Origin of the sequence: Altererythrobacter sp. BO-6, assembly GCF_011047315.1 — a bacterium.
GTDB lineage: Bacteria > Pseudomonadota > Alphaproteobacteria > Sphingomonadales > Sphingomonadaceae > Erythrobacter.
In genome coordinates this window covers 2159815-2174139 of the sequence record NZ_CP049259.1, presented here as the reverse complement: position 1 = coordinate 2174139, position 14325 = coordinate 2159815, and the positions used below count along the sequence as shown (strand labels likewise).

Sequence of the window (14325 nt, the reverse complement as noted above, 5' to 3'; positions counted from 1 at the left end):
CCGAGGTTGAGCGCTATCGATCCGGTGTACTGCTACATCTTTGTCGGCGTCTGCCCCGTATGTCCGGTCAACCGGCGGGGCAACGCACCATGATCTCCGGATTTTTCTGGCTGCGCGCGATCGAGAGATATTGCCCGTCGAGCGAGAGGTCGAGAAACACCTGGATCGGGCGCGGCTCGTCAAAATCGACCCACACGATCACCGCGGGATGGTCGCTATAGCCCCACACCTCGGTCACCCGCGCCTCGCCAATCGCGGAGGCGGCGATGTGCGCCTGTCGCCCGAAATCGCGGGTGACCCCGCAGCTCTCGGGCTTGTCGGCCCACAAGCCACGATAGGCTTCGGGTATTTCGGCAATGCCGCGATCGAACGGCATTCCCTTCGCCTCGGCGCTTTCGAAACGCGGTCCGCCTGCGCAAGCGGCCAGCGCGCCGCACGCCAGCAACAATCCGGCCGATCTCCACTGTGCCAAGCCCATTCTCCTAGCCCGCGAAGCTAGCTGCACATGGCGCGGCTGGCGCGCCCCGGCTGGTACTAGTGCAGATTAGCAATTGTGCAGCCGCCGCGGATTATCCACCACGCGGGAATGAACCAGCGCAACAACCAGCATTCCCCGCTGCCGGACGGGAGCAATCGCTCGGGGCGGGGCTGGTGGATCGCTCTGATCCTTGGCGCAGTCCTGCTGGCAGCCGCGGCCGGGTGGTGGATCGCGCGGGATATGGTATCGGCCACTGCGGTGGATGACGGCTTGGCACCCGCTGGCGTCGGCGCAAAGGCCGAGCCTGCGGCAAACGATCAGGATGTCGCCGCCGGTGCGATCCGTGACCTGGGCGACGCACAGCAGCTGGCGCTGGCAATGGAGGCGGTGTTCGGAGCGGGGCGCCCCAGCATTCGTGCCAGCGAAGACGTGGTGTTCGACTATAGCGACGGGCGGCTGGTGTGGACCGAATTCGGCCCCGTGCTGGTCATGGCAGGCGCCCATCCCGATGCCTCGCCGGTCGTCACCGGCACGCTTGGCATCTTCTACCTGCGTGAAACACAAGATACCCGGTTCGAACTGGTCCGCAGCTGGCCGGACGAGGTGCTGGGCGGCATCATGAGCAATCCGCCCGAATGGTCGATCCGGAACGATGTCGCGCGCAACCCCGTGATCACATCGCAGGCCGGCGGGGTGTGGCAGGGATACGCCTGCGATACCGGCGAATTGACCGAGTTGGCGCCGGACGGGCCGCGCCAATTGCTGCTTTATCCGGCCTATTACGACAATTCCGGCGCGTTAGACGAAACCGGCGAGCGCGAATTCTATCGCGCGACAATCCGCAACGTCGTGCCGGGCCAGGCATTCGATGTGCAGTACGCAGGCTCAGTCAATGTGACGCATCGCTATGCCCGCAAGGGCGGCAGCTATCGCCGCACGATCGACACCGCATCCGGCGATGCCGAGCTGCCGCAGTGCTAGCCGCCGGGCCGATTGCCCAACCCTCAAAGGATCATCGACGATGCAAGACGAACAGCCGCTAGACGAAATGGCCGAAACGAAGCCGAAATCCAACCGCCGCCTGCGCTTGGCAATCGGCGGCGTAACGGCGGCCTATGTGATCTTGGTTATCCTTGAGACGGAGCACAAGGTCTCACGGCTCCGCGATGACGGCTTTGACGGTTTCGTGATCGAAAGCACCCGCAACCACGCCTATTTCCCGCTGATCGGTGCAATGCTGGGCGCCGCCCTGGCGATCGGGCTCGTCCGCCTGATCAAGAAGCTGATGGCTGGCGCGGATTAGCAAACAGACCCAGCTTGATCGCGGATAGTGCAGAGCGCAGCGTGGCCGGCTGCACCGGCTTGGGCAGAACCATCACATCCTGCTGGTCGATCAGGCCGCGCACCCGCTCCAGGGCGTGTCCGGTGATAATCAAGGCAGGGACCCGCCAACCAAACTGAGCGCGAATGTCTGCGATCACTTCTACCCCCGTGGCACCACCGCCCAGGTCGAAATCGGCGATGATGATGTCGGCGTAGGAAACGATTTCCGGCGGCGCACTGAATGCCTGGACGTCACACCCCCACCGCTCAAGCAATTGGTATGTGGCTTCCAGTACGTCTACGTCATCTTCGATCAGGATAACGCCAAGGCCGCCCAAGGGGCCGATAGCGCTGGTCCGCTGAGCTTCCCGAACGGCTGGGCTGCGCTTGGCGGCAGCCATGGGGATGCCGGTCAGCCGCGCCGTGGTACCCCGGCCCCGCACGGACTGCAGATCGACCGCGAAGCCGCAATGCATCGCGAGCCGCCGCACGATCGACAGGCCCAGGCCGACCCCTTCGACATCGTGATCGCCGGCTTCGTGGCCGCGGTAGAACTCCTCGAAGATCTTGGGCAAATGCTCCTTATCGATCCCGATACCCTGGTCATGCACCTCGATCGAAACTGTCGCGCCGCGCCGCCGCACGCCCAGCAGGACCTGGCTGCCCTTGCTGTATTTGATGCCGTTGGTCAGCAGGTTGAGCACCATCGTCGTCAGCAATGTCGGATCGGCGCGCACGGATAATCCGGTCGGCACCACCCGCAATTCGACCTCGTGCCAGTCGAGCTGCTCTTCCACCTGTTGCGCGATCTCTGCCAGCAACGGGCCAAGCGCCACTGTGCTTTCGCGCACCTCGACATTGCCGCTGTCGAGCTTGGAGATATCGAGCAGCGACTTGAACAGCCGCGCGACCCCGCCCAGCGATCGCTCGATGCGGTCCACCACCTGCCGCTGCGGAACGTCCAGCTGGCCGCCGCGCAAAGCCTCGATATGATAACCGATTGCATGGATCGGCTGGCGCAAATCGTGGCTCGCCTGGGCCAGGAAACGGCTCTTGGCCAGCATCGCTTCCATCGCAGCATCGCGGGCGCGGGCGGTATATCGCAACAGCACCAGCGCATAGGTTGGTAGGGCGAGCGCTGTGATCGAAAAGGTGAGCATGAGTTCGAACTGGCCGCGCCAGTAAGTGCTGAACACCAGCAGCGCGACGAGCGTCAGCTGCGCCATTGCGGTCGCCATAAGCAGGTAGCGCTGGCCGAAGCGCATCCCGTTGCCCACTGTCACCCAAAGGATCAGCGCGTAAAATGGCATGCTCGGCGCCCCGCCCACGATCATTATGTAGGCAAGCGAGCCATAATCGCCCACCATCGAGGCAATCCGCCGCAATGGGTAATGGCCGGGACGGCGCAGGATATCCGCAAACATCAACAGGGAAAAAATTGCAAAGCACCCGAAATATGTGAGCGAATGGATTGCAATCTCGGGATCCAGCAATGTGGGGCCAAATCCGGCCCAGCGCAGCGCCAGATAGCAGGACGCAGCCACAATCATGGCCAGGCGCACTTTGGCCTGGCCAATCTCGGCCCGATATTCGTCGAAAATCTCGGCCGGTGCAGCCGCCGGCAGCGACGTGGACGTCATGCTATCTCATCGACCCTGACAAGTGAGCACAGCTAACCGCGCGAGAAGCTTTGCGAAAGTCCTTCGATTAACCAGTACACCGCAATTGCTGCAGCGCCGCCTCCAGTCCTTTAACCAGCAAGCCTGTTTGTACCGGAGGCAAGCCATGAAGATGCTCGATCGCAGCCGTCACTTTGCACCGCGCTTACTGTTCTCAGCCCTGCTTTGCTTCGCGCTGACCGGCTGCCTGCTGATCCCCGGGCAGTTCAAGTCAAGCCTGGATATCCGCCGCGACGGGCAATTCACCTACAGCTATGTCGGCACCATCATCTTCACTGCCGGCGATCTCAACGAAGACAGCGAAGCCGTCTGGGATGACAGCATGGCCGATTGCCGTCATGAGGAAAGCTGGGAGACAATCCCTTGCAGCGCGGAAGAGATCGCCAGGCAGCGCCGGGAATTCGAGTACAACCAGCGCAAAGGGTTGGAGGCTGCGGCCAATTTCGCCACCTTGATCGGGTATAATCCGGTTGAACCGGAGGCCAACGAACAGATTGCAAAGGAGCTGATGCGGCACCCCGGCTGGAAGAAGGTGACCTATCTGGGCAATTCCACTTTCGATGTCGAATACGAGCTGTCAGGCCGGCTCGATCGCGATTTTTCCTTCCCGATCCTGCCGCAGGCCCACCTGGCGATGCCCTTCATCAATTTGTCGCGCGACCGCGACGGCGTGATTGCCATGTCGGCTGGCGGGCTTGCCTCGCAACCCATGCGGCAGATGATCTTCGGTGAACAGGGCGCGAAAACCAATTTCGGCTCTCTGTCCAACGAGGAGCGGGCCTTGCTCCTGCGCACCAGAGGTGATTTCACCATCACCACCGATGCGAAGGTGCTGTCGACCAACGGGACACGGACTGCCGCCACCGACGCGGAGCAGATCAGCTGGCGGATCGATGCCGAGACGGTCGAGACACCACAGTTCCGTGTGCAACTGGACTAGCTAACCAGTCGGCACGGGCTGAATCGCAAACCGGGTCGCGCTGATGGCTGAGCGCAGTTCAGCCGGGCGCAGCGGTTTCCGGAGGATGGCGATCGACGGATCCCCGATCGCCTGGCTTATCCCCTCGCCTTCATGGCCCGTGATGATGATCGCCGGAATGCTGGTGCCGACAAGTTGGCGGACCGCCTGGATGCAATCTGCCCCGGTTCGCCCCCCGCCCAGGTCGTAATCCGCGATCAGCAAATCCGGCTTCTGCGCGATCTGCGCAGGAATTCCATCAAGTGCGATCACCGCACAACTCCACCCCTCGATCAGTTCCTTGGTGGCGCTGCGGATATCGGGATCGTCTTCGACGAGCAGCACCTGCATTCCGGCGAGCGGGGAAGGCAATCGCGCCGATGTATGTGGCGCGCTGGTCAGTGCCATTGGCTGGGCCGGGCGCAACCCGTCGATGCTGAAGCAGGTGCCCTCCCCCGGTTGCGAGCGAACAGCAACCTTCAACCCCATCAGCTCTGACAGGCGCGCGACGATATTGAGCCCAAGCCCCACGCCCTGCCGGTCTGCCCCGCCCTGTTCCCTGATCTGGTAGAACTCGTCGAACAGGAACGGCAGATGGGCGGGATCAATGCCCTTGCCCTGGTCGAGCACCTGGAGCGACACCGTATCGCCGTGCATCCTGGCCCCAACCAGTACCTTGCCGCCTGGCGCGAATTTGAAAGCATTGCTGAGCAGGTTCTGCACCATCGTGGCGAGCAGGCTTTCGTCCGCCAGAACGGTCCTGCAAGTCGGCACATACCGCAGTTCGCAGCCGTGCCATGCTGCCAGCTGTGCATTCTGCTGGACCAGTTCGCTGAGCAATTCGCCAAGCGCAACCGGCCTCAGCGCAGGCTTGACCGATCCACTGTCCAATGTGGAAAGGTCAAGCAGCGAACGGAACAGGCGGCTGAGGCCATCGAGCGAGCGGTCGATCCGATCGACAATGCCGCGCTGTTCCGGCTTGAGCCCGCTTTGCTGCAGGCCGGTAACGAACAGGCTGATCGCGTGGATCGGCTGGCGCAAATCGTGACTGGCACGAGCGAGGAACAGTGACTTGGCGACATTGGCACGGTCAGCCTCGCGGCGTGCATCCTCAACTCGCCTCAGCAGTGCAGAAGCATACAGCGGGATAGCCAGCACCGCCAATGCCATCGTCGCGGTGATGAAGACCTCGATCGGCGACGAATCGAGCAGCAGTCCCACGCTCAGAACAATGGTCAGCGCGAACAGGGCGGCAAAAACCAGATATCGCCGCCCATAGCGCATGCCGTTACCCAGCGTGACCCAGATGAAGATCGTGTAGATCGGCATCATCAATGTCCGGTCGGTCGCCAGCGCAAGCCCCAGGAACCCGATGTCTGCGGCAATACCGATAATGCGGCGGATCGGAACGCGCCCGGGCTTCAGGCGCGACGCAATGAACAGCCAAAGCACAATCGGCAGATAGAATGCGTAATATGTGATGACCTTCATTGCCCATGGCGCGAGCGCCGGGGCCTGGCCGAAGGAAGAACCCAACAACAGGACATAGACCACGATCAGGTGGGTAATGATCAGTCGCTGCTTCGACTGGTTCTGTTCTGATGCGATCTCGTCCTGGAGCGAAAGATCGTCGGCTTCACCGGCTCTTGCAGACGATTGCATCATGTCAGCCGAAATCCCGCGACTATCGAATCCGGCGCTTTTTCACGCAAAATCAAGGTAATGCAATCGAATTGATGTGTTCGTGTCAAGGATTTCGCAGCGATCAGCTGGCGTACATGCCTTCCGGCACCGGGGCGCAGCGGAACAGCCGCTGCTCGTCCCAGCTATCGACCGGCGTGCCGTCAAAACTTTCGAAGACCCAGGTGAGGATGCCCTTGTCGATCCGGAACCGGAAGGTCGCTTCTGCCGAAAATTCGGGGTCGGGCATGGTATCGATCCCGGTCAGCGTGCTGACCCTCCAGCTACGCTTGCCGATCTTGCCGAGCGTCCGGATTTCGTAGAAATTCCCTTCGCCATATTCGGCATAGCTGTGCCACATCCCGGCCCGGATGACTTCCGCCCCGACGAGGAAGTTGTAGGCTTCGCCATCATCGGCTGCGAGCCCACCGAGGAATGCCTTGCAGCGCGCACGCCCTTCCGCGTCATCGCTGTACCAGATGCCCTGCACCTGGCGCGGGAAGGCTGCGGGTGTCTCACGCGCTGACACGGCAGACACCGGAAGCACGACCAGACATGCCAGCCACGGAGCCAGTACCCCGCCCAAAACGGGCTTCCTGAAACCTCGGCTCTTGCCCGTCACCTGACACCTTCGTTTACGTAATGATGGACATAATCCTTCAGCCGATCGGTCGGATAGGCGGCCTGCAAGCGGCAGTCTGCGCCGATTTCGCCAAGGCACAATTGCTCGACCGCCTGCTTGGCCCGCTTGACGCTCGTCTCAGGGACCATGCCGAAACGACGGCCTTCATAGTCGAAGGCCTGCAGCACCCCGTTCGCGCCCCAGGCCATGACCTTGCAGGCCTGCACCGCATGCAGCCGCTGGCAACTGGCGAGCGCATCCGCCTCGGCCTGCGCATAGCTCGTGCGGCCCGCCGCAATCGCCAGCGATGCATGGCCCGGCCCGCTATCGGGAGCGGCAGCGGCGGCAAAGCGCAGCCGCGCTCTGCGAAGATCCGGTGCATGCTTTCTTGTCGCTGCCGAGATCACCAGCACGGTATCGCACTCCATCTTGGTGCGCTCGTTGCAGATCTTGGGCGTGTTGGCGATCGCGGCTTCGCGGGTGTTTCCGGAACCGAACGCCAGTTGCCCCTGCTCAGTCCGGACCAGCGCCAGATAGCCGATCTGCCAGCTGCCGACCGGTTCGCAGCCTTCCCCCATCGCCTTGCGACAGGCGGCGAGCGCGGCATCCTGTGCATCCTGCGCTCCGGTCAATCCCACGAACCCACCCGCAACCCATACATCGAGCACGTCGGGATGGCGGGCAAAGGCAGCATGGGGCACGGGGACAGTATTGGCCGACGCCGGCATCGCGATAGCCAGGAGCGCTGCGGCGCCGAGCACGGGGAAAGCACGCAGGCTCATCAATCGACCCGCTTGTTCTGCGCCGGATCACTCATCGCGTAATTGGCCATCATGCGCAGGTAGCCGTTGTCAGGTATACTGACGCAGTCCATGCCCAAAGGCTCGATATACTTTTCCAGGCATAAGAACCCTGCCCCAACCGAACGCCAGCGCATCTGGTTGCAGGCATTCTCGAACACCACGCCGTGCCACCGCTCGCCGGTCGGGACCGAGCGATTCTCGGCAATCCGCGTATAGCTCTCCGCGCGCTTGGCTGGCGGTTTCGACGGGTCCGCGACCTTGCGGATCCGATCGCTGCGGATGGTGAAGAGCGCGCCGCTGGCGCAGTCGATCGTCATCCGCATGTCATGGATGTCGCGCAGTTCGACCGTCGGCTGGTTGCCTTCGAACACGCGCAGCACGTTGAAAACCCAGATGTTGGTCTTCGCCAGTTCCCGGCTGAGTGCGGCGGTATTGCTGTCAGCCGGCGCATTAGCGAGTATTTCCGCCTGTTCCGACGTATGCACCAGGCTAAGGCTGCTGAGGCTCATGTAGGTGACCACGCGATTGGGCGCGGTGCCAGCCACGTCGATCTCGACCCAGCCAATATTGGCACGCGCCATGGCGGGCATGGCCAGCAATGCCAGCCCCAGGCCCAGCCTGCGCAACAGCCGCTTTGAAAGAATGTTCATACCGTCACCCAGTCCTGATCGTTTCTGCGACGGTGCAGCCGCTCGCTTCGCGGGCGCAGCGCTCGAGAGCGGCCTTTTCGGCTTGCTTCTTCTTGCGTCCGAATGCGGCAAAGAAGCTGCCGTCCGCCGCCTTGCTGATCCCCAGCCAGCCATTGGCAACGGTCAGCCCCTCGCGGCAATTTCGCGCACCATAAGCCTCACATCCGGCCACCGCCTCTTTCATCGCGCCCCATGAATTAAGGCGCGCGGTGACATAGAAATAGGCCGGCGTGCCATCGGGCAAATTGCCCCAGGCGAGCGCGGCATTGAGTGGCATGTTCGGGATTTCCGGCGCTGCTGCCTCGCCACTTGGCATGCTGGAATTGTCCGGCGCGCAAACGGGGATGCGCATCGGCGCGGTCCCTGCAGCCCCCGGTACGCTGTGCTCGCCCACCATGCGTTGTCCGGGCCCGCAGGCGCTGTCAGCCCGCGCCGAAGGGCCATAGGCCAGCGCAAGCAGGCCCAGCGCCAGCATGGCGAGCCGCGCTGTCAGCAGTCGTCGTGGGTGCATCGGTTGCTCCGAAGATGATAACGAGTGTGCCCGAATGATAACCAAGCCACGCCGCCTGCACCTGCCCTTATTTGAATTAGTTCATTTTTCTCCGTTACATCGGAAATCGACGCGCTTTAGATTTGTTCGATGTTTTTCGGCCCCCTTCCGCCCGCTGCAATTGATGCGCAATCCCGCCATGATCGTCGCTGCCGCCGTGTCGGTCGCGCTTTCTCCGCAAGCGGTGCAGGCGCAGGCTCCAGCCAGCGGGTCGGGCCGCACCGCCGAATTTCATGCCTGCATGAAGCGGGCTGGCGGCGTGACCGCCGACATGCTGATTTGCCTGCGCAGCGAATACGGACGCCAGGATCGCGAACTCAACCGCGTCTATCGCGAGGTCAGGGGCAAGTTGCGGACAACAATCCTGCGCAATCGGCTGCTCCATTCGCAGCGCGCATGGATCTGGCGGCGTGACTACGACTGCCAGCTGAAGGTGGACGGATCGGGTGCGAAGGGCGGCACTGCAGGCGATCTCATCTACGAAGATTGCCGCGTGACGATGGTCACCAACCGGATCGCCTGGCTGAAGAAAGTCCCGAAGAACCCCGGCTATCTCAAGAGAGTTTAGCTTTGGCCTTGAGGAACAGTCTCATCCGTTTCATCGAGCAGGCCCAGCGCCTTCGCCTTGGCCACAGCCTCCTTGCGCTTGGTCACACCCAGCAGCCGCAAGACGGCGGACACATGCAACCGCACCGTCAAATGCGAAATGCCCAGTTCGCGGGCAATTTCCTTGTTGGAAGCGCCATCGCCCAGCATGTCGAGCACGGTGCGCTGGCGTGCGGTGAGCGATACCTGGACCGCGTCGGCCTGAAGCATGACATCGCTATCGTGGCCTTCCAGCTCGACGACATATTCCCCCGCCAGCACGCGCGCGATGGCGGCTGAGCAGCGCTCGCGCGGAACGGCCTTGTGAATGAAACCGTCGCCACCTGAACTCAGCGCCAGTGCCACTGTCGCTTCATCATCGATCATGGAAATCAGGATGATCGAAGCCAGCGGATATTTGCGCCGCAGCTCTGGCAGGGTCACCTCTATTTCCATCCCGGGAAACATCAGGTCGAGCAGGAACAGTTCCGGTGGCTCGCCCTGGCGCGCATGGCCGCAAACCTCCAGCATGGTTTCAGCGAAATCGATCTGCGCATCCGGAAACATCGCCTGCGCCAGATGCCCCATGCCCTCGCGGAACATGGGGTGATCATCGCCGATCACGATTCGTTTCAACTGCATCGGGTGCCCGCACTCATCCATTGCCGACCCGGCCTTGCTGGATCGGGCATGTCCATCGTTGGACAATGCCAGCGTGTCAAGTCACGCGTCGTCGGAACGTGCAATGGCGTCGATTGCGGCAAATTGGCCCCCTTTCGCCAATAGCTTACACAGCCAACCTTGCCGCAAGATGACTCGCGATCGGTCGCAACGTGATCCCGATCCAGGGCCGTGGAAAGATTTCAAAGATGGTCCCGAAACTCCCAAAGCAACAGGTTTGGAAGACAAACATGTAGCAAAGTCCAAGTTTGAAGTCTTTTCAAGCTGCTGTATGAAGCTCTCATGGACGGGATTGTGAGCGCTGCACCTTCATCCTTTTGCGATACCTGCACGGTGCGAAACCGGGCGATATGTTCTGACCTGTCTCGCGAAGAGCTGGGCGTGCTCAATGGCATCGGCCGCATGCGCAAGCTGCGGGCAGGCGAACAGCTGATCTGGGAGGGCGACGAAGCGGTGCTGGTCGCCAATGTCATCGATGGGCTGCTCAAGCTGTCCAGCCAGACTTCCGACGGGCGCGAGCAGATCCTTGGCATCGCCTATCCTTCGGATTTCCTGGGGCGGCCGTTCGGCGGTTCGACCCCCTATGGCGTTGAAGCCCTGACCGATGCGCAGGTTTGCGTGTTCGAGCGGCGCGATTTCGACCGCTTCGCACGCGAGCATCCCGCGCTCGAACACAAGCTGCTGGAACGCACGCTGTCAGAGCTGGACCGCACGCGCAAATGGATGCTCCTGCTGGGCCGGATGAATGCCGAGCAGAAGCTTGCCAGCTTCCTGCTGCAGAGCGAAGAACGCGCCGGGGGCGCCGATGAAAACGGCAGTTTCGACCTGCAGCTGTCACGCCAGCAAATCGCCGATATTCTGGGCCTGACCATTGAAACGGTCAGTCGCCAGCTCACCCGGATGAAGGCGGAAGGGCTGATTGACCTGCCTTCCCGCCGCACGGTCACGATCCTCGATCGGCAGGCGCTCGAGGATCGCGCCGAATAGTGGCGGCCGCGCTTCGCGTCAGAACGTGAAGCTAACCCCTGCGCTCAGCACCCAGGGATCGAGCTTGTGTTCGGTCTGGATCACAGTCGTGCTGCCCGCGCGCCAAGTTGCGGTCGTATCCACGAAATAGCGCTTGGCGTCGAGCGACAGGCCAAAGCCGCTGTCCGACAGCGGAATGTCCACCCCTGCTTGCAGGACAAAGCCGAATTCGTCCGAAAGATCGGTATCGGTGACGCTGAACGGCGCAGGCGTGGTTGCCGCACCCGGCTTGTCGCTGACCCACAGGAAGTAGGTTGCCCCGGCACCGACATAGGGCTTCGCGCCGCCGACATCGAAATGATACTTGGCGGTGAAGGTCGCCGGAATGACCCGCGCATTCGAAACGAGCTCGGCACCCGGCAGACCGGAGGTGCCATCGACATCGTGCTGGGTCATGCAGCAGATCGTCTCGACCGAAAAATTGTTGGTGAAGAAATATTCGATCGCGATCGTCGGCACGAAATTGTCATTGGCGGCGGTCTGGGTGCCGGTTGGCAGGCCCGGATCCACCATGACATCGGTGATCTTGCCGTCGGGCAGTACGGCGGTGCCGAGCAGCTTGACCTGGACATCGCCGGCCCGGTCATCTTGCGCCGCGGCTGGGCTGGCCAGTATCGCCAGCGTCGCAGTGGCAGCAGCCAGTAAAGTCTTCATTTCACAATTCCCCGAGGATGCAGCGGCCGCCCCGTGCGGCCCAGGATGTTTGCAACCTGCCGCCGCAATTGGCGCGGGCCTGGCGCACAATCATTGATCTCGATCAAGGACCGCTGCGGCGAGCCATAGCAAGAGCGCAATGTTCATGAGCCCGGAGCAGTTGTGCCCAAAACATCCTTTGACAGATTTCGCCGTTCGATCCTCGCCCGCTGCCCGTCGCGCGAGGTGAGTGAACGCCTGTCGGAGATCGGGCGATTCCAGCATGCCGCCAAAGGGGAACCGGTCGTGCTTCCGAAAGACTGCGACCAGCTCGTTTTCCTGGCTGAGGGAGCCAGCAAGCTGATCGTGCACATGCCGGATCTGAGCGAGCAGGTGCTGGCATTCCACTTTGCGGGCGACATGATCTATCTGCCGCACCACAGCCAGCCGGGATTAGGCATCATCGCGCTGGAAGATTGCCGGATAATCGGCTTTCCGGCCAAGGACTTCCTCGAGATTGCCGAGCTTGAACCGTCGGTCCTGCGGACTATCCTCGATCGCAGCCTGCTTGCGCTCCAGCGCAGCCGCAACAAGGCGATCCGGTTGGGCCGCAAGTCTGCCCAGGAACGGATTGCCGACTTCCTGCTGGCGATGGCAGACCGGATCGGGGAGCCGGAAGGCAATGCGATCCGGCTGATCCTGCCGATGTCCCGTCGTGACATCGGGAACAGCCTTGGCCTCACCATCGAAACCGTCAGCCGCCAGTTCACCGAACTGCGCGACGAAGGGGTGGTCTCGACCTCCGGACGATCGCTCGTCCGGCTCAATTGCCTTGGCGAACTCGCTGTCAGGGCCGGTCACAAGCATCACGCGGAAGAACCCTGCGAATTTTGCGCTGGATCAAAGAACGACCTTCAGCCCGTCGCTATCGCCACGGCAGACTAAAGGAAAACATCATGCAAGCAGTCCTTGGCCGTATCGGCATCTGGTCCGTCGTCCTGCTCGCCGCACTGGCGGCGATGGTGGCCGCGAAAGACGCCGCATTTGCCGTCCATATGACGATCGTCGGGATTGTCGCATTTCTTCTTATCGTCGTCACAGCGCGGGATTATGATCCGCTAGCGCGGGCGCAGAGCATCTTTCGCATGCCCGCAGGCCCGTCACGCTACGACGACGATCCGATTCGCTGGGGTGTGATCGCCACGATCTTCTGGGGCATGGCCGGTTTTGCCGCCGGGCTGTTCATCGCCTTGCAGATGGTGTTCCCGCAGCTCAACCTTGAGCCCTATCTCAATTTCGGGCGGCTGCGCCCGCTTCACACCAGCGCGGTGATCTTCGCCTTCGGCGGCAATGCCCTGATCGCGACCAGTTTCTACGTCGTGCAGCGCACCTGCCGCGCCACGCTGGCCTTCCCCTCGCTCGCGCGTTTCGTGTTCTGGGGCTACCAGCTGTTCATCGTGCTGGCCGCGACCGGCTACCTCCTCGGTGTCACTCAGTCCAAGGAATATGCAGAGCCTGAATGGTATGTCGACCTGTGGCTCACGATTGTCTGGGTGGCTTATTTCATCGTTTTCGTCGGCACGATCGTAAAGCGGCACGAACCGCACATCTACGTCGCCAACTGGTTCTATCTCGCCTTTATCCTGACGGTGGCCATGCTGCACATCGTCAACAATCTGGCGATGCCGGTCAGCCTGGTCGGCTCGCGCAGTTACAGCGCCTTTGCCGGGGTGCAGGATGCGCTGACGCAGTGGTGGTATGGCCACAACGCCGTGGGCTTCTTCCTGACCGCAGGCTTCCTGGCGATGATGTATTACTTCGTGCCCAAGCAGGCGGAACGGCCGGTCTATTCCTATCGCTTGTCCATTATCCACTTCTGGAGCCTGATCTTCCTCTATATCTGGGCGGGTCCGCACCATCTGCATTACACCGCCCTGCCCGACTGGGCGCAGACGCTGGGCATGGTGTTCTCGATCATGCTGTGGATGCCCAGCTGGGGCGGGATGATCAACGGGCTGATGACGCTCAACGGCGCGTGGGACAAGATCCGCACCGATCCAATCATCCGCATGATGGTGATGGCACTCGCCTTCTACGGCATGAGCACCTTCGAAGGCCCGATGATGAGCATCAAATGGGTCAACAGCCTGAGCCACTATACCGACTGGACCATCGGCCACGTCCACTCCGGTGCGCTAGGCTGGAACGGCATGATTACCTTCGCCTGCATCTATTTCCTGGTTCCGCGGCTGTGGCAGCGCGAGCGGATGTACTCGATGCGGATGATCAACTGGCACTTCTGGCTCGCCAGCGCCGGGATCGTTTTCTACGCCGCCAGCATGTGGGTGGCGGGCATCACCCAGGGCCAGATGTGGGCCGAATACGGCCAGGACGGCTACCTCGTGAACAGCTTCGTCGACACTGTCGCCGCCCTCAAGCCGATGTTCGCGCTGCGCGCCTTTGGCGGGCTGCTCTACCTCAGCGGCGCTGTGGTGCTGGTCTACAACGTCTGGATGACGATCGCGGGCAAGCTGCGCGACGAAGCGCCGATGACGCTGACCCCGCATAACGAAACCGCTGACCGTCCCATTGCCGCAGTTCCGGCCGAATAGGAGCGC

General features: G+C 62.0%; 16 protein-coding genes. 7 read left to right on the top strand and 9 right to left on the bottom strand.

Translation table 11 applies throughout. The annotated features are described in order from the left end of the window. Positions 1–67: 67 nt before the first annotated feature. Entirely contained in the window at positions 68–472 is a 405-nt protein-coding gene (locus tag G6N82_RS10650; RefSeq protein WP_165196317.1) for a hypothetical protein, read from the bottom strand. 114 nt (positions 473–586) lie between these two features. Here G6N82_RS10650 and G6N82_RS10645 point away from each other — a divergent pair, with 114 nt between their 5' ends. Both G6N82_RS10645 and G6N82_RS10640 read left to right on the top strand, forming a co-directional pair. Beyond that, positions 587–1459: a hypothetical protein gene (locus G6N82_RS10645; RefSeq protein ID WP_165196315.1), complete on the top strand. Its 873-nt coding sequence runs from the start codon at positions 587–589 to the stop codon at positions 1457–1459. A 40-nt stretch (positions 1460–1499) separates the two neighbouring features. Next, the gene (locus G6N82_RS10640) at positions 1500–1781 is read left to right on the top strand and encodes a hypothetical protein (RefSeq protein ID WP_165196313.1); all 282 of its coding nucleotides are present in this window, start codon (positions 1500–1502) and stop codon (positions 1779–1781) included. On the opposite strand, the gene G6N82_RS10635 is transcribed toward G6N82_RS10640, so the two are convergent. Then, the gene (locus tag G6N82_RS10635) at positions 1753–3441 is read right to left on the bottom strand and encodes a hybrid sensor histidine kinase/response regulator (protein WP_165196311.1); all 1689 of its coding nucleotides are present in this window, start codon (positions 3439–3441) and stop codon (positions 1753–1755) included. The genes G6N82_RS10640 and G6N82_RS10635 overlap by 29 nt on opposite strands. A gap of 145 nt (positions 3442–3586) precedes the next feature. Here G6N82_RS10635 and G6N82_RS10630 point away from each other — a divergent pair, with 145 nt between their 5' ends. Continuing rightward, positions 3587–4420 carry a hypothetical protein gene (locus tag G6N82_RS10630; RefSeq protein ID WP_165196309.1) on the top strand — a complete coding sequence of 278 codons (834 nt, stop codon included), beginning with the start codon at positions 3587–3589 and terminating at the stop codon, positions 4418–4420. On the opposite strand, the gene G6N82_RS10625 is transcribed toward G6N82_RS10630, so the two are convergent. The 5 genes from G6N82_RS10625 to G6N82_RS10605 all read right to left on the bottom strand — a co-directional run bounded on the left by G6N82_RS10625 (position 4421) and on the right by G6N82_RS10605 (position 8743). After that, positions 4421–6103, bottom strand: coding sequence for a hybrid sensor histidine kinase/response regulator (locus G6N82_RS10625; protein WP_165196307.1), 1683 nt, complete (start codon positions 6101–6103; stop codon positions 4421–4423). It lies immediately after the preceding gene. Between the two features lie 100 nt (positions 6104–6203). Next, complete coding sequence (locus tag G6N82_RS10620; RefSeq protein ID WP_165196305.1) at positions 6204–6704, bottom strand: hypothetical protein; 501 nt, start codon at positions 6702–6704, stop codon at positions 6204–6206. A gap of 32 nt (positions 6705–6736) precedes the next feature. Then, a complete protein-coding gene (locus G6N82_RS10615) occupies positions 6737–7522 on the bottom strand; it encodes a DUF4189 domain-containing protein (protein ID WP_165196303.1) in 786 nt (261 codons plus the stop codon). After that, positions 7522–8193 (bottom strand): hypothetical protein, encoded by a 672-nt coding sequence (locus G6N82_RS10610; protein ID WP_165196301.1) that lies wholly within the window; start codon positions 8191–8193, stop codon positions 7522–7524. The genes G6N82_RS10615 and G6N82_RS10610 overlap by 1 nt, the downstream gene beginning before the upstream one ends. Before the next feature lie 4 nt (positions 8194–8197). Then, positions 8198–8743, bottom strand: coding sequence for a DUF4189 domain-containing protein (locus tag G6N82_RS10605; protein ID WP_165196299.1), 546 nt, complete (start codon positions 8741–8743; stop codon positions 8198–8200). 163 nt (positions 8744–8906) lie between these two features. Here G6N82_RS10605 and G6N82_RS10600 point away from each other — a divergent pair, with 163 nt between their 5' ends. Next, positions 8907–9350 (top strand): lysozyme inhibitor LprI family protein, encoded by a 444-nt coding sequence (locus G6N82_RS10600; protein ID WP_165196297.1) that lies wholly within the window; start codon positions 8907–8909, stop codon positions 9348–9350. Here G6N82_RS10600 and G6N82_RS10595 read toward each other — a convergent pair. Then, on the bottom strand, positions 9347–10009 hold the full coding sequence (locus G6N82_RS10595) for a response regulator transcription factor (RefSeq protein WP_165196295.1): 663 nt from the start codon (positions 10007–10009) through the stop codon (positions 9347–9349). The two genes, G6N82_RS10600 and G6N82_RS10595, sit on opposite strands and share 4 nt — an antisense overlap. Before the next feature lie 321 nt (positions 10010–10330). Between G6N82_RS10595 and G6N82_RS10590 the strand changes: the two genes are divergently transcribed. After that, a complete protein-coding gene (locus G6N82_RS10590; RefSeq protein WP_165196293.1) occupies positions 10331–11035 on the top strand; it encodes a Crp/Fnr family transcriptional regulator in 705 nt (234 codons plus the stop codon). 18 nt (positions 11036–11053) lie between these two features. On the opposite strand, the gene G6N82_RS10585 is transcribed toward G6N82_RS10590, so the two are convergent. After that, on the bottom strand, positions 11054–11728 hold the full coding sequence (locus G6N82_RS10585; protein ID WP_165196291.1) for an OmpW family outer membrane protein: 675 nt from the start codon (positions 11726–11728) through the stop codon (positions 11054–11056). 285 nt (positions 11729–12013) lie between these two features. Between G6N82_RS10585 and G6N82_RS10580 the strand changes: the two genes are divergently transcribed. Together G6N82_RS10580 and ccoN are read left to right on the top strand one after the other, a co-directional pair. Beyond that, on the top strand, positions 12014–12652 hold the full coding sequence (locus G6N82_RS10580) for a Crp/Fnr family transcriptional regulator (RefSeq protein WP_206520168.1): 639 nt from the start codon (positions 12014–12016) through the stop codon (positions 12650–12652). 11 nt (positions 12653–12663) lie between these two features. Further along, entirely contained in the window at positions 12664–14319 is a 1656-nt protein-coding gene (gene ccoN / locus G6N82_RS10575) for a cytochrome-c oxidase, cbb3-type subunit I (RefSeq protein WP_165196287.1), read from the top strand. The last annotated feature ends 6 nt before the right edge of the window (positions 14320–14325 follow it).

What these genes read in the sequence shown, in the direction of transcription:
- G6N82_RS10595 (WP_165196295.1), bottom strand. Translation starts at nt 10,009, where the DNA reads ATGCAGTTGAAACGAATCGTGATCGGCGATGATCACCCCATGTTCCGC.
- G6N82_RS10630 (WP_165196309.1), top strand. Translation starts at nt 3,587, where the DNA reads ATGAAGATGCTCGATCGCAGCCGTCACTTTGCACCGCGCTTACTGTTC.
- G6N82_RS10590 (WP_165196293.1), top strand. Translation starts at nt 10,331, where the DNA reads ATGGACGGGATTGTGAGCGCTGCACCTTCATCCTTTTGCGATACCTGC.
- G6N82_RS10640 (WP_165196313.1), top strand. Translation starts at nt 1,500, where the DNA reads ATGCAAGACGAACAGCCGCTAGACGAAATGGCCGAAACGAAGCCGAAA.
- G6N82_RS10645 (WP_165196315.1), top strand. Translation starts at nt 587, where the DNA reads ATGAACCAGCGCAACAACCAGCATTCCCCGCTGCCGGACGGGAGCAAT.
- G6N82_RS10610 (WP_165196301.1), bottom strand. Translation starts at nt 8,193, where the DNA reads ATGAACATTCTTTCAAAGCGGCTGTTGCGCAGGCTGGGCCTGGGGCTG.
- G6N82_RS10625 (WP_165196307.1), bottom strand. Translation starts at nt 6,103, where the DNA reads ATGATGCAATCGTCTGCAAGAGCCGGTGAAGCCGACGATCTTTCGCTC.
- ccoN (WP_165196287.1), top strand. Translation starts at nt 12,664, where the DNA reads ATGCAAGCAGTCCTTGGCCGTATCGGCATCTGGTCCGTCGTCCTGCTC.
- G6N82_RS10585 (WP_165196291.1), bottom strand. Translation starts at nt 11,728, where the DNA reads ATGAAGACTTTACTGGCTGCTGCCACTGCGACGCTGGCGATACTGGCC.
- G6N82_RS10615 (WP_165196303.1), bottom strand. Translation starts at nt 7,522, where the DNA reads ATGAGCCTGCGTGCTTTCCCCGTGCTCGGCGCCGCAGCGCTCCTGGCT.
- G6N82_RS10605 (WP_165196299.1), bottom strand. Translation starts at nt 8,743, where the DNA reads ATGCACCCACGACGACTGCTGACAGCGCGGCTCGCCATGCTGGCGCTG.
- G6N82_RS10635 (WP_165196311.1), bottom strand. Translation starts at nt 3,441, where the DNA reads ATGACGTCCACGTCGCTGCCGGCGGCTGCACCGGCCGAGATTTTCGAC.
- G6N82_RS10600 (WP_165196297.1), top strand. Translation starts at nt 8,907, where the DNA reads ATGCGCAATCCCGCCATGATCGTCGCTGCCGCCGTGTCGGTCGCGCTT.